Here is a 14468-nt window from a genome sequence, read left to right on the forward strand (position 1 = left end):
AGCTAACGCTTGAAGTGGGGGCTTGCAACTCCCCAGAAGTGCGAGCGGACTTGGTCCTCCTTCCTTGACTTGGGGTTGCATCAGGGGCAGGTTGACAACTGCCCAACGACGCAGGTCATGCCTGTGTCGTTCCTTCAACGATGTACTCTATTCCTTTTCGTTGAAGGTTCATGGCACCAATGCGGTCATCGTTTGAGGTGTATCCGCATGTTCGGCAACAAAAGGTGTGTGTACGCTTGTTTCGATTGGCTTTTTCCGTATGACCACACTTTGGACATGTCAAAGAGGTGTAATGCGGAGCAACCACCATCACTTTTGACCCATGCAAACGTGCCTTATACTCTAACATGTGACGGAACTGATAAAAAGCCCACGATACGGTTTCATATCGGTCATGGATACGTACACGTTCTGTTTTTTCACGAATGCCTGTTAAATCTTCTAATACAAAAAGGGTACGTTCTCCATATTGACGAACGAGTGCCTTCGTGATCGTATGGTTCACATCCGTCATCCAACGGTTTTCTCGTTGTCCGATTGTTTTCAACTTCCGACGCGCAGAAGCCGTCCCTTTTTGTTGGAGGGTTTTTCGCATTCGTTTGTACTTCGCACGCATATGCTTGATTTTTCGTCCGTTAAAAAAGGTGGTTTTCCCTTGCGAATCATAAGCTGTTGCAAGAAAGTTAACCCCTACATCGACACCGACCACTTGGCGAATGTTGTGTTCATCTACGGTTGGAATCGTTTTGGTCATAGGGATGTGCAAAAAGAATTGGTTATGCTTATAGACGAGTTTGGCTGTACCAAACGTCCATGAGCCATCAAAATATTGTTCCATGCCTTTTGGTTCGAACGGCACTTTAATCCGTCCTTCTAGTGTATTGACAGAAAATAATCCTTGAACAAGCGAATAATCTCGATTCCAAACGAGATCATATTCAGGTTTTTTAAAGCGAACCAATGTCCATTCATGACCATTGCTTTTTAGGGAACGGTATCTAGCGATCACCGTCTTGATCACAGATTGCGCCATTTGCGAACGCAACGCGTAGTTTGCTCGAAGTGGACGATAAGTCATGTCGTGCAACTTGGCTTGTGCAAGCACTTTTGTGTCAAAAATCACAACAGATACAGCGTTGCATGCTTGTCGATAAGCGGAAAGGGTGGCTTTCAATACTTCTGCTTGTTCCGCCGTTGGGTAAATTTTTATTTTGGCTGTTAACGTCATGTCCATTTGTCTCACCTCTCTTTCACTAAATATATTATATCATATTTTTTAGTGACACAAAAACACAAAAAAAGCGATTCCTCTCCCACTTACTCCCTTTGGTCGTTGAAGTGGGAGTCTCCTCACCAAAGATGATGAATGAATCCGATTGAAAAATAAAATCCCCCAGCAAATGAGCAGCATAAAAATAAATCCACAAATTTTATCGCTCCCTACGATTCAAGAGATTTTCATACAGCACTAGCAATTGAGTAAAGCTATCTTCTACTGCTTTGATTTTTTGGTAATCAGCACGTTTCAGTAAGTAACTGACGGTCGAAATGGGTGATTTGTACCCTAAATGTTTTCCGATTTTTTCATACGTCCATTCGGGAAATTGTTCAATCAATTCGATGACTTGTTTTTGCTTATTCGTCCACTTTCGTTTGGTTGTGACGATTACATTTAATAAGGCGTTAAGTGGTTCGTGCGGGACAAGTTCGGATGAAAAATAAAAGCTTGTCTCGGTTTCAACATCATTCCAAATTTTTGCTTGCTCACTTTTTTTCTTTAGTTGTTTGTCCCTTGCTTCAAATGCATGTAACACAGCGCTTCCATTCATCGTATGAACGTTTATTTCATCCGTTTCCAGTTCTCCAATTCCAATGCCTAAATAAAAAGGACAACGATGGAGCCGTGACAGTTGGAAAATCTGGTTGATCAGCGGATAGGCATGCGAAAAGTTTTTCGTGACGCCAATGAGTTCATCGCCATTTCGAATGGCAAACGGAACAAGCAAGTCTTGTTCAAATTGTTTGTTGATTGTCTGCTGGCATTCTTTCAGTATGGAAATTAAATGTTCTTTCTCTATCCGTTTGGACTGTTTGACATCTGCTGCGAAACAGATTGCTGGCGTTGGTTTCATAATATCCCTCTTTTTGTTGATGAATATATATCAACATTTTTGATGTTGTTGAAAAAATATCAACATATACTTGCTGATATAAGGATAGTAAAAATTCGTCGCATTTGCAATAACCAATTTGTTGTGAGCAGGATTATACAATCCTTGTTCATCTTACAGCGAATATGGATTCTATAGAGATGGGAGGAAATGTTAAATTTCAAGGGCTATCCCAACGGAAAACTCTGCATTTTTTGCTTGCAGAAAACAGTGTTATGTTCACGGATCTAACTTTCATCCATATAAAAGAGGGTGCACTTCCTATCAAGTGCACCTCCACAGTTGACATAGAACTGTTTATTTTTCAATCAACATTTGGCTCATGCATGCCATTCTTGATCATATAATACTCAATCGCTTGTTGAAACCACTCGTCCTCTTCCTTTGTATGCGGAGACGGAAACTTGTTCTTGAGTTCTTCTATTTCTGTCTCATCTAACCCACTGAAAGCTTTCGCCGCTTCTTCACTGACAAATTCAAGGGCTACCTTCATGTATTTTTCTACGAGTTCTTGTACCTCAGGGTCATGAACGGGCTTTCCTGCTAACCTTTTTACTTCCTTGGACAAATGGATAAATTCTTTGTCTAATGCAATCATCTCTTCTTCAGGTTTATTGAATAACTCATCAACCACTTCCTTAGACGTATGTTGTTCTAGCCATTGGCGTTGTTCCTTCTCTGTTTGGATGTTGTGAATTAGACTCATTAAGATTGTACTGTCTACTTCCCCTTCTTCCTCTAACAGGGTAATCGTTCGATCGATCGCTTTTAATACTCTTTCGATATGTTCTTTTTTCTCCTCAAACGCTTTTCGTTGAATTTGTAATGTTTCCTTTAAGCTTAAATCGAAGCTAGGTTCGTTGATCATTTTGCATATTTCCTCTAGACTGTAGCCTAAAAATTTAAGGCTTACAATTTTTTGCAACGTTAGTACATCTTGATCGGTGTATAGGCGATGTCCAGAACTAGGATGCTTTTCAGGCTTGAGCAGTCCAATTTCATCGTAATAATGCAATGTCCGTATCGTTGTACCCGTCTTTTCAGAAAATTCTCCTATTGAATAATATGGTTTCTTGTTCATCTTCAAATTCCTCCCATCCAATATGATTGCAGCTGAGGTCATTTCAATCATACTTCCTCACGTAACGGGAGGTGCAAGCGAAACTTTTAAAGGATTATAAATTTTGACGAAATGTTAAATGACTAGTTTTAGGAGTGATTGTTCTCTTTGTTAAGAAGTTCTGATACGGGTTGAATAATTCCTTCACCGAATTTTCGTTTTAATTGCTCAATGGCATTCAATAATGCTTCATTTTTTGCATCTTCTTCATAGCTGAACAAATCTAATTGTTTGATCGATTCTTTTTTGTCCAATACATCCAGGGCGGTAATCCCTAACAATCTTACTGGATCTCCGTTCCAATGCTGTTTAAATAGCTTCACCGCATATTCAAAAATTTCTTCTGGTTCTTGAAACGGATTCAATAACTTTTTACTTCGAGTCACCGTTTGAAAATCAGCGTAGCGAATCGTAATTTGAATCATTGAGGAAACGACTCGCTTCCTTTTCATTCGGTTGCTGACTGAATAAGCCAGTTTTCGCAATACTTCAATGAGGGTATGTTCCTCAGTAACATTATGAGAAAGGGTCGTGGAATGGCCGATGGTTTTAAATTTAAGAACGGCTTCAGGATCAACCGGTCGGTGATCGATTCCATTTGCTCGCTCCTGCAAGTAGACCCCTGTGATGCCAAGTAAGTCTTTTAACACTCCTTTTTCCGTTTTTGCCAATTCACCAATGGTAAAAACACCAATGCTTTTTAACTTTTTTGCTGTTTTTTCTCCAACCCCATGCATTGCTTGAACGGGCAAAGGCCAGAGTATTTTTGGCACATCCCGTTTGCGAAGGACTGTAATTCCTAATGGTTTTTTTAGATCGCTCGCCATTTTTGCCAAAAACTTATTAGGAGCAATTCCGATGCTAACGGGAATTTTTAACGTCTCTAACAAACCTTTTTGAATTTGCTGAGCGATTTGAAGAGGAGTTCCCGACGAATAGCGATTGGTTATATCCAAATATCCCTCGTCAATAGAAGCGGGTTCCAAAATCGGCGAAAAAGTTGCTAGAAATTGAAAAACTTTCGTACTCATTTCTCGATATAGGTCAAAATCAGGTTTCAGGATCACCAATTGTGGACACTTCTTCTTTGCCTCCCACAAAGGCATGGTCGCGTTCGACATGTGCCTGGCACTTAATAAGGGTGTACTTTTTTCACCGGCCTTTTAGAGTGTGAATCGTCTATTTCTTTCGTTTCAATTTCTTTATTGTGATTTTGATATCGTCTAATAGTGCGCTTTCACTTAGCCATTTCCAAAATTTCTTTTTTGTTAAATACTTTTTTTCCTCAACAATTCTTTCAAGCCTTGATGCATCATCAGTATTTCCATATCTACCTATTGCAAGTATGGCATGATTCTTTAGTGTTGTATTAAAATCACCCGTTAAAATTTCAAAGAACTTATTTACTACATCCCTGGTAACTTTGTCCTTAGGAAATTTTTCCGCGAAAGCAAGTAGAGTAACGGCACTAAAAATACGCTCAAATTCCTCACTAAAGAGATCTTCTATTATAACTTTTGATGCTTCTGGATGATCAAATGAATGATAAATAGCCTCTGCTAATGCTTTATGAGAATAACGGGAATCTGGTTTTCTGTACTCCTTGATTATTTCTTCTATTCCACACATTATTTGTAATTTTGCTACCTTGATTTGTTCCAGTACCTCTTTGTTATCCGTCTTGATTTTGTCTAATTCTCTTATAGCATTGTAATCGCCAATTGTTCCTATCATAGCTATATCTGCGATTAAATCCGTGCCACTTTTTTTAGATAAATTGTGAATTTTTCTTTTTAATTGAGTTTCTTTACCCTCTAAAAAATCCAATACACTTTCTGCATAAGCTTTAACAAAAAATATCTCTGTCTCATCTTCAAGAATAGCTTTCAGAAAAGGGATTACACTACTGTCATTTAATAATTTCAATGTTTCTAATATCCCAATCTTACCATTAGGATCTACTTTATAAAAGTATTTTTGTAAGATAGTAATTATGTCCCTTCCCATCTTAGCTAAATCTTGAGCAACTATATCTATATTATGCTCATTAAAATTATTAACTAAATTTCTAACCGTCTCCTCATATTGATTCATATTTTTCACCCCTAAAACTATCAAAGAGGGACACACTCTAAGTGTGTGTCCCAAAATATCTTTAATAACTTGCCTTAATTATAATCCATGCGCCGGCTTTCTTATAATTCTTGAGTTGCCTTTTTACATTGCTTCTTTTCCAAGAATCTTTTGGTTTTAATTCAACGTCTAAAATTTCTTTTCCGTCCGCCGTACCGACCGAAATGCTTTCCACTAAGCCACGGTCATCATACGTAAAGGTTGAACCGGCCCCATTTCCTGTCGTGAAGGTGCGAACGTTTCCTCTCTCGTCATAGTCAAAGCGGTACGTATACGTTCCATCTTGGACGACTGTATTTTGATCCAAGGCATTGTATTGGTATGTGACTGTTTGGCTAAACGCTCCATGGGAGAACATAAACTGTTGTAATTTATCCGATGTCGTCGGATAGGTCCACTTTTGTAATCCTCCGTGTTCGGATTGTTCAATGACACGATTCGCGGAATCAAATTTTCTTGTCTTGGTCGTACCGTCTTTTAAATATTGTACAGAAAGTTCGTTTCCGTTTTTGTCGTAACTAAATTCGTAATACGGAACGTTGTTGTAAGAAATCGTTTTGACCCTTTCCGTTCCGTCATACGTCCATTGAATCGTGTTTCCTTTCGGTAAAACCGTTTTGATTTTATTTCCGTTGGCATCATATTCATTCGTTGTCACATCATTCGTTACTGTCTATAGAACAGACCAAAAAGGAACGATTGTTTTCACGAGCAACGGTTCTAAACTTTCAGTGAAAACGGAGAAGCGATAATGAAAAAGGTAAAAGGAATTATTGATCGTTTCGAGGATGATATTGCAGTAGTTGAGATTAACGGAAAAACTCAAGACTTTCCGAAGTCCATCTTTCCAAAAGAAGCTGAGGTAGGAGATGTTGTCATTATTGAAGTTGTAGTTGATAAAAAAGAAACGGAAAAACTTCGAAAAGAAATTGAAGAGCTTATGAACGAAGTATGGGAAGATTAAAGCCCCTCTCGAATGAGAAGGGCTTTTATTCAATCAATTTCTTCCCAGCAATCGAAGCTCACTGCAATGGTCCACATCATTTTCCTTGCACGTATATAGCGCTTTTTCATCCCCTTCGAAAAAGGCTACTCATTCAACTAATGTCCCCCATCCATCACAATAACCATTAAAAGGCTTGCTTAACTTATTGAGCTCCTTTTGAAAACTTACAATTTCATCATAATCTAAATACATCTCTTTCGTTACACAGCATACCCATTCTTTAGTTTCTGGATCCTCTTCAATGGTAAACATAAAATTTCGCTCTTCAAGCTCACGACCTAGCTCAAAAGCATCTTTTTCATTTTCTAAAACAATAAAAAAATCTAATTGATGCTTTTTATTAAAATCAACGCCATTTTTATATAATAGTTCCAACGTTTGCCCGTCTTCGTCTTTAGGAAATCTCATCAAAAACTCTCCTCCCTTGTTATTCGCTAATGATTGAATTAAAATCTTTTAATTTATGCGAGTAATGTTTCTTTTGTGTAAAATATACGTATTCAATCCCTTGACAGTAACTTAAATCACCATCCACTACGTTACATTCGACAAAAGCTAAATGTTTTAAATGTTTTAAATTTTTAACAAAACTGAGTGAAGGAATATCGCCAACTTTGTCCAGTATCAACTTTTTTAATTTTCTTAACTCTTTTATACACTCGAAGCTTCTAATTTTTTTACAAGACTGTATTTCCAAGTACTCTAACTCGCGAAGAAATTTAATACTATCTATATCAGCTAATCCGCGGATATAATTTAGCTGAAGATTTTTTAAACTCTTCAGTTCTTCAATTCCTTTCAAAGTTTCGATGTTTCCATGTGTAAGAATAAGCGTTTCTAATTGAGATAAACCCGCTAAATCCCCAAGATCTTTATTTTTAGAACTAAACCTAAACAGCTGTAATTCCTTCAAGTTTTTTAAAAAACGTAGCCCTTTCATTTTCGGCTGCCAATCAACGTATAAGGTTTGCAGGGTGGAAAGTTTTTCAAAATTCAAATCAATCTTACTCTTGGTTTCATCTAACGCTAAAATTTTTAAATTTTTGATTGAATAGAGCCCCGAGTAGTCTTGAAGATTATAATGGCGAATATAAACCTCTTCAACATTCGGGCATTTTTCTAGAAAATCAATATCTTGGTAGTGATAACTGCCATCCCTTATATTTATTCTCTTGATATCATAACGATTAATGATGTCAATGCATAAATCTAATTTTTCAGATTTTACTGTAATTATATTCCCTGTCGGTTCTTCTTTGATTTTAATTCCGTCTATTTCAATCATCTTATACATAACTCCTCCTAAAACATAGGTATAAGTTAAGACAATGAGCGTCTTCCATCAAGAATTGAATGGAAAGACGCTTTTGTCAAACTATTTTTAAACACACTTTTTACTTATTTTTCAATATTCTCCATAATAATTATAATACTTCTTTCTTCTAGGACTATGAATTTTATTATATAACTCTCCCCCTTGTTTAAACTTGTATTTCATCATCAGCTTATACTCTCTGATAAACGCTTCATCATCTGATCTAGCAGGTCTCCAAGCTCTGTATATTACTTTATCTCCGTACTTCTTTGCTTTAGATCTTGCAGAATATTTTGCGCGTTTATAACTGCCTTTACCAATATACCTATAGCCACTACGGAATTTAATTACATAAGTACCTGTTCCTTTCTTAAATCATGAGATAGCCCATATTACAGCTGTTTTTTTAAACATAATTTCCATGTTCGTCTATTCCTATTGGATAATATGGCATTTTTTCAATAATTCTAAATAGTTCCTCATGTTCACCTGACAACCAATCAACACAAAAATCTTTTGGGTTTACATAATATTCATTTTCCTCATTATCGTTTAACTTGTCACACTCAAACCAATATTTCCTAAATACGGCAATTACTCTTCCGCTAATACTTAATTCGTATTCATATCTTTCTTTGTCAAGATTCAGATCTAAAAATTCCTTTTCTTCTTCAATTGCCTCTTTTAATTCTTTTACATATTTTTGAAAAAGTATTTCATAGTCGTTCATTATCATGGCCTCCATTCACCAGGATAATATCTTTCCTGTTTACTACGATTGTTTTCTGCAACTAAAAATTTAAGCGAAATGCAATGAAAAAGTTTAGCACCCTATGTTCCATAAAAGTAAATATAATCCATATATCAATATAAATTATCTTACCCTATAAGGCTTGACATGGAGCCTCTGCGTGCATAGATTCTTTTGCGAAGGCCGCAGCACAAAAGGAGTTCGCAGAGGCAACCAGCCTACCATGCACGCCACTCCATGTAAAGCCGTGTCTCTGAAATTATATTTTGTGAGAAAACTGACCTGTTTTGTTTCCAATTTAGTGCTTAATTTTTATCTTGCATTTTGCTAAAGTTTTATTTTGCATTAAACAATTCGGCACTACGCTCCCAAACCAAAATAGCCATAGAGGAGATCCCCCCTATGGCTAAATCTTATTCATCTATACCTAAATATTGTTTCGCATTAATTGTTGTTTGGTATAAGAGAACGGGTTTCTTCTTTAATAGTTCTTTAAGACCTTCGAGTTCTAATGATGGATTTATTATTTCTGAAATGTTCGCTTCTAATGATGAAACAATAACACTACTTTCATTTATTCTGTCAAGGTCAAGACAGTCAACTTCCTTACCTTCAACTTTGAAATAGAACCTACATCTAATATCACCGTCAACATCTCGTGGAAGCTCTAGCCCTTTATTTATTTCCTTAATCACTATACCTACATTTACATAATAACAATTAGAGTAATTTGATTTCTGCAATCCAAGGCAACATATTACCTCAGGACTTTCCTTATAATAATATTTGCCTTTTTTCGAGAAACCGTTTGCTAATAAACAGTCATTGACAATCTTTTTAAACTCTTTCCTTTCCATCGCCTCTACCTCCTCAATAAACTTCTAATACTGTTCTCCAGCCTTTACCATAAATTTTTTCAACTTCTTTTTTATAAGCTTTTAATTGTTTTAGGCCTTTTTTTATTGCTCGTGGGTTATTTGGTTTAAGTTCATATATAATTTTCTTCTCGAAATCAATAAAATCAATTCTTTTTCCACTTGGTAAACGAAATTCCTTTTCTCTTACCCCTTTAAGTACCTTATTAGCTTTATATGATTTATGCATTTGTCGTCCTAATTTTAAATTTGACTTTGTATATCGTTTAGCAGCTTTCTTAACGGTTCGTTTTACTGCTTTTTTTATTAAGGATTTAGCTACTTTTTTAGCAACAATCCTTCCACCAACGGAGACCAAGATAATTATATAAGGATTCTCTCCATCTGGGTCGGTTAACATTACTGGGTTGTTGTTCGCATACGCATACCCATTCTGCGTGAGGATATCGTCCGCATCCCCTGGGTCTGGGTCTAAAGATAGGAACACGCCATGCTCTGGGTGGTAGTACCGGGCAATCAGATAGTAGAGCCCCGTTTCGTTGTCATATTGATATCCCGCATATCGGTATGGATTTTCGTCCGCCAATGCGCCGGATTGGGAAAGAATGTTCCCCCATGCATCGTATTGGTAACGGGCCACGATGTTTCCTTGCGCATCCGTTAGGGCGATGACATCGCCATGGGCGTTATAGTGGTAAAAATACGTTGCTGTGCCTTTCTTCATGGCAAGGAGTTGTCCGTTTTCTCCGTATATATACGATCTTACCACATTTCCACTTGCATCGGTTTCATACAGAACGTTTAGGCTGTCGCCTTGGTAATGGTAGTTCGTAATAACACCATTCACATTCTTTTGAATACGGCGACCGTCTTCATCGTATTTGTACGTGACAAATGGGGTACTTTCGCCTTTTCTTGTAATCGAGACGAGCTGGTCGGCTTCGTTCCATTCATATTGATACTGACCGTCTTCCAATCGGTTGCCGTTCGCATCGTACGTGATTGTTTCGTCACCGAAACGAACCAACTGATTCGCCGCATTATAATCAGCCGTGGTCGTCGTCGACTGCCCATCTTTCGTTTTCACGATTTGCTTCCGATTGCCGAATCCGTCATAGGCATATTCAATTTTCGTACCATCTGGAAGCTGCTCTTCCACTATTTGGTCTAGGGCATCGTAACGGTAGATGGTCGTTTCCCCCGTTGGGGATTCCACTTTCGTCCGGTTGCCGTTTTCATCGTAACTGTACGTTTCCGATAATAGTTCGGTTCCGTCTGCCGTCCCCACCACAAGACTGTTCACCAAGTCGCGGTCATCATACGTAAAGGTAGCGCCGGCTCCGTTTCCAGTCGTAAATGTGCGAACGTGGCCTTTCTCGTCATAATCAAAACGGTACGTATACGTTCCATCTTGGACGATCGTGTTTTGATCCAAGGCGTTGTATTGGTAGGTGACCGTTTGGCGAAACGATCCGTGAGAGAACAGGAACTGTTGTCATTGATCCAAGATCGTCGAATCAACTCTTTTCCACTTTTTCTAAATTATAAATTTCATTTTTAACAACAATGCGATTGTTTGCCACCCGCAGATTTCCTTTCTTAAGCTCGGTTTTGGAAAGCCTCTCCTAAAAAGAAAAAAACCTTAAGAGAGGCATATACTCTCCTAAGGCTAGGAAGCTAAAATACATCTGTTACTTCGTTCTAACTCGAAATAAAACACTCTTAACATTCATCGACATCTTCTAACTTAAAATATTTTTTCACGCATAATGGAATGTCATTTAAATGATCACGTTTCTTTAATTCCTTTAACAGATCCTCTTCAGTATGAATCTTGTTGAACATTCCAAATATCTCTCTTTCAATAAACTTTTTTAGTTCATTCTTTCTATCTTCGTCAGGTATAGAAAGATCAAAATCTAATAACTCCGTGATTCTTGCATTTTCTTTATCATCCAAGGAACCTAGCCCATGGGAAACATGCATCATAGAACGACCAAGCTCAAGGTTTTTTATAATAAATCCGTAATAAATATAGTAAAAATTACCGTATCTTGATTTTGATAATCTAATTATTTTTATAATCTCATCATTACTAAAGCTCCACTGATTTCCCCTCTTTCTAAAAGAATGAGATTTAAACAAATCATCTAAATATTTTATAAATTCAGATTTATCCATTCTATCACCCCTTAATAAACATGCAAAACTGTTTTCCATTTTCCTCCACGTTCTTGTTCAAATATTCGCTTATATTTTTTTAACTGTCGCTTTCCTTGAGCGATTGCTCTAGGATTATAAGGCTTTAATTCATAGATTGTTCCTGTATTGAAGTCCACAAAATCTGGACGAATTCCTGGTATCTCATTATATTCTTTATACCTTCCTTTTGTTGGATTATGCAAATGAGCCATATATTGTTTATGCATCTGTCGGCCAAGTTTTAAACTAGATTTTGTATATGTTTTACTTCTAATAATATACTTAGCCGTATTTCTAACAAGTTTAAACCTTCCTCCACCAATCGCACCTAAGGCCGCTTTTTTAGCGACATATTTCCATCCTCTTCCGGTTTTATACGCCTTATACCCATCATACGCCGCAAATCCCGCGTTGATAGCCAGCCATACCCAATGCCCATCCGGATCCACCAACATCACCGGATTGTTATTTGCGTACGTGTATCCATTCTGCGTCAGGATATCGTCCGCATCCCCCGGGTCTGGATCCAAGGATAGGAACACACCTTGTTCTGGGCGGTAGTACCGGGCAATCAGGTAATAAAGACCCGTTTCTTTGTCATATTGGTATCCCGCATATCGGTATGGGTTTTCCTCCGCCAAGGCACCGGATTGAGAGAGAATATTCCCCCATGCATCATATTGATAACGGGCAACGATGTTTCCTTGTTCATCCGTCAGGGCGATGACATCGCCATGGGCGTTATAGTGGTAAAAATACGTTGCTGTGCCTTTCTTCATGGCAAGGAGTTGTCCGTTTTCTCCGTATATATACGATCTTACCACATTTCCACTTGCATCGGTTTCATACAAGACGTTGAGGCTATCGCCTTGGTAATGGTAGTTCGTAACGACGCCATTCACATTCTTTTGAATTCGTCAACTGTCTTCACTGTACAATAAAAAGGTTATCCCTTAAATCACGGGATAACCCTAAAAAAGCTAAATACATTATTTCTGATTTTGTTTCTCGTAGTATGAATTAGTAAGCATCTCCACTATATTACTACTACCAACCAAGCCAATTGGATTTTTTATTTTTTCCCCTTCCTCTTTAGAAATAGGCTCTAATTCTGCTATTGGTGTATTCGCAGCCCCTCGACTCACAAAATATTCCTTGCCATTGTAAAACACAAAATCAGGTAACTCATATTCTTCAGGGTTGAATTTACCTTTAGACAATTTCCCAATAATTCTCCATTCTTTATTAACGATTCCATATATTCCACTGTTAATAGTATATAGAACAGAAAGTTTTTCAAATTGATTACTAAAGTTTTTTATATCTAATATTTCATTAGTGAAGATATCGAAATATTGTATATAGATGTCATCCTTTAATCCTTTTCCTTTTACTACTAAACCATAAGCATATTTTTCAATTTCTTTAAGCGGGATTGCGAATACAATACCTGGTTCAATATTAGGCGTCTTTCTTTTCTTTTTCAATTTAAAATTTACATCGACGATTTCCATTTCCCCTAATTGTTCATTAATATTTGAATCAAGTTGTAAAGCCTTCAAAATTAATGCTTCCAATTCAGCTACCGTTGGCATTCTTTCTAAATCTTCTTGATAAATTTTTTTGATTTCTAAGAGCGTATCACTGAACAAATCGATTGCATCATCACTTAAAACAACTGTTTCCTTGTTCTTTATGCTTTCCCAAAATGACATTGTATCACCAACCATACCATCTTATTACTACTTTTTCTTGAGTCAATAGCTTATCTAAATTGTTATAAAAAAGACGACACTGCTATAAAGCAAGCAGGTCGCCTAGATTGGTTCTATCGTACTGTTTGCTTTTGCTTTATTTTTTCAAACCAATTTTCTGCAATATCCAAATATGGTAAAACATTCTTAGCTATTCGAATAAATTCTGCTTCCTCTAAATTTTCGTTTTCGTTATCGAATTTAAACCAATCCTTATCTCCATTTTTATTATTCATTATTCTAAAACGATTGTTTAAGTGAAAAGCGTTCATCTTTTGAAATGGTCGAACGATACCATCAACTACCACGTTTCCTTCCTCATTAACTCTTGCTACTCCAGCTTCTATTATAAATCCTCCTCCCCATTTATCAAATTGAAACGATAGCAAATAACCTAACTGACCTTCTTGCTTCCTAAAATGAGGAAAAGCCCCTTTAAATCCCCTGTTTCTTAATTCTGGGACTACTATTTTCTTTAAAGCACCGACCATTTTATCCTTATTAGATAATATAAAGATCCCCCCTTTACTTTTCCGGAACTCACATATTTCCTTGCTCATCCGTTAGGGCGATGACATCTCCATGTGTATCATAGTGGTAAAAGTACCTATATCTTAATTTCCAGGAAATTCTTTTATGCATTTTCAAAGGGCTGCCCTATATAGATGTGACAGCCCATTTTGCAATATTAATCAATCAAAAATTTTTTAACTTTGCACTTTAACTGGATAATCTACTAGAAACTCCTCTCCATTGATCACTATACTTTTAGCTTCAATAAATAATAGTGCCTCCCAAAACTCAAGTACAAAGTTAGCTGAAGAAAAGTATTCACCAACCCAAATTTCTTTTGACGAACTGATATGAATTTTACCTATACCATTCTTATAATAATCAATTGAAGTTAGCTCAATGTAATCTCCATCTTCTGGATCAACTAGGTTCAATCGGGAATCTCCAGAGTTTTCTATGAAATAAAAAGAGGAAACACCTTTGAACACAATCTTATAATATTTCTCATTATCAACTACTTTCACATTTAGACTAATCGTATGAGATAAAATATCAATATGAAAACTTTTGACTACGGTAGCCCACATTTCATTTAATAAAGCAACTAATTTTTTTTGATTCATACTAA

The 14468-nt window shown here is 36.9% G+C and carries 16 protein-coding genes and 1 pseudogene; 1 reads left to right on the forward strand and 16 read right to left on the reverse strand.

Annotation, left to right across the window (positions count from 1 at the left end; genetic code table 11):
- Positions 1–115: 115 nt before the first annotated feature.
- The 6 genes from ACPF7I_RS12755 to ACPF7I_RS12780 form a co-directional block, all read right to left on the reverse strand.
- A complete protein-coding gene (locus ACPF7I_RS12755) occupies positions 116–1234 on the reverse strand; it encodes an RNA-guided endonuclease InsQ/TnpB family protein (protein WP_430746044.1) in 1119 nt (372 codons plus the stop codon).
- Positions 1235–1430: 196 nt separating this feature from the next.
- A complete protein-coding gene (locus ACPF7I_RS12760) occupies positions 1431–2132 on the reverse strand; it encodes a SatD family protein (protein WP_430746043.1) in 702 nt (233 codons plus the stop codon).
- Positions 2133–2475: 343 nt separating this feature from the next.
- Positions 2476–3252: a MerR family transcriptional regulator gene (locus tag ACPF7I_RS12765; protein WP_043968328.1), complete on the reverse strand. Its 777-nt coding sequence runs from the start codon at positions 3250–3252 to the stop codon at positions 2476–2478.
- A 128-nt stretch (positions 3253–3380) separates the two neighbouring features.
- Positions 3381–4412: a DNA polymerase IV gene (locus ACPF7I_RS12770; RefSeq protein WP_430746042.1), complete on the reverse strand. Its 1032-nt coding sequence runs from the start codon at positions 4410–4412 to the stop codon at positions 3381–3383.
- A 58-nt stretch (positions 4413–4470) separates the two neighbouring features.
- On the reverse strand, positions 4471–5385 hold the full coding sequence (locus ACPF7I_RS12775; RefSeq protein ID WP_043968325.1) for a hypothetical protein: 915 nt from the start codon (positions 5383–5385) through the stop codon (positions 4471–4473).
- A 61-nt stretch (positions 5386–5446) separates the two neighbouring features.
- Positions 5447–6082 carry a hypothetical protein gene (locus ACPF7I_RS12780; RefSeq protein WP_430746041.1) on the reverse strand — a complete coding sequence of 212 codons (636 nt, stop codon included), beginning with the start codon at positions 6080–6082 and terminating at the stop codon, positions 5447–5449.
- A gap of 93 nt (positions 6083–6175) precedes the next feature.
- Here ACPF7I_RS12780 and ACPF7I_RS12785 point away from each other — a divergent pair, with 93 nt between their 5' ends.
- Complete coding sequence (locus tag ACPF7I_RS12785; RefSeq protein ID WP_043968568.1) at positions 6176–6388, forward strand: DUF3006 domain-containing protein; 213 nt, start codon at positions 6176–6178, stop codon at positions 6386–6388.
- A gap of 129 nt (positions 6389–6517) precedes the next feature.
- On the opposite strand, the gene ACPF7I_RS12790 is transcribed toward ACPF7I_RS12785, so the two are convergent.
- The 10 genes and pseudogenes from ACPF7I_RS12790 to ACPF7I_RS12835 all read right to left on the reverse strand — a co-directional run bounded on the left by ACPF7I_RS12790 (position 6518) and on the right by ACPF7I_RS12835 (position 14463).
- Positions 6518–6838, reverse strand: a complete 321-nt coding sequence (locus tag ACPF7I_RS12790) for a ribonuclease E inhibitor RraB (protein ID WP_006322705.1) — start codon at positions 6836–6838, stop codon at positions 6518–6520.
- A gap of 19 nt (positions 6839–6857) precedes the next feature.
- Positions 6858–7724, reverse strand: a complete 867-nt coding sequence (locus ACPF7I_RS12795) for a hypothetical protein (RefSeq protein WP_430746040.1) — start codon at positions 7722–7724, stop codon at positions 6858–6860.
- A gap of 427 nt (positions 7725–8151) precedes the next feature.
- The gene (locus tag ACPF7I_RS12800; protein WP_430746039.1) at positions 8152–8475 is read right to left on the reverse strand and encodes a hypothetical protein; all 324 of its coding nucleotides are present in this window, start codon (positions 8473–8475) and stop codon (positions 8152–8154) included.
- A 434-nt stretch (positions 8476–8909) separates the two neighbouring features.
- Positions 8910–9353 carry a DUF4304 domain-containing protein gene (locus tag ACPF7I_RS12805; protein WP_011230501.1) on the reverse strand — a complete coding sequence of 148 codons (444 nt, stop codon included), beginning with the start codon at positions 9351–9353 and terminating at the stop codon, positions 8910–8912.
- A gap of 13 nt (positions 9354–9366) precedes the next feature.
- Positions 9367–10791, reverse strand: coding sequence for an RHS repeat-associated core domain-containing protein (locus ACPF7I_RS12810; protein WP_430746257.1), 1425 nt, complete (start codon positions 10789–10791; stop codon positions 9367–9369).
- A gap of 302 nt (positions 10792–11093) precedes the next feature.
- Positions 11094–11552 carry a DUF4304 domain-containing protein gene (locus ACPF7I_RS12815; protein ID WP_430746038.1) on the reverse strand — a complete coding sequence of 153 codons (459 nt, stop codon included), beginning with the start codon at positions 11550–11552 and terminating at the stop codon, positions 11094–11096.
- A gap of 11 nt (positions 11553–11563) precedes the next feature.
- Positions 11564–12490, reverse strand: a pseudogene (locus ACPF7I_RS12820) (RHS repeat-associated core domain-containing protein); the annotation flags it as partial.
- 72 nt (positions 12491–12562) lie between these two features.
- A complete protein-coding gene (locus ACPF7I_RS12825; RefSeq protein ID WP_430746037.1) occupies positions 12563–13303 on the reverse strand; it encodes an immunity 26/phosphotriesterase HocA family protein in 741 nt (246 codons plus the stop codon).
- Positions 13304–13401: 98 nt separating this feature from the next.
- On the reverse strand, positions 13402–13818 hold the full coding sequence (locus tag ACPF7I_RS12830) for a DUF4304 domain-containing protein (protein WP_285755221.1): 417 nt from the start codon (positions 13816–13818) through the stop codon (positions 13402–13404).
- 216 nt (positions 13819–14034) lie between these two features.
- Positions 14035–14463: a YxiG family protein gene (locus ACPF7I_RS12835; protein ID WP_430746036.1), complete on the reverse strand. Its 429-nt coding sequence runs from the start codon at positions 14461–14463 to the stop codon at positions 14035–14037.
- Positions 14464–14468 lie beyond the last annotated feature (5 nt).

The organism is Anoxybacillus dikiliensis (assembly GCF_050613275.1).
In the GTDB taxonomy this organism is placed as follows: Bacteria; Bacillota; Bacilli; order Bacillales; family Anoxybacillaceae; genus Anoxybacillus.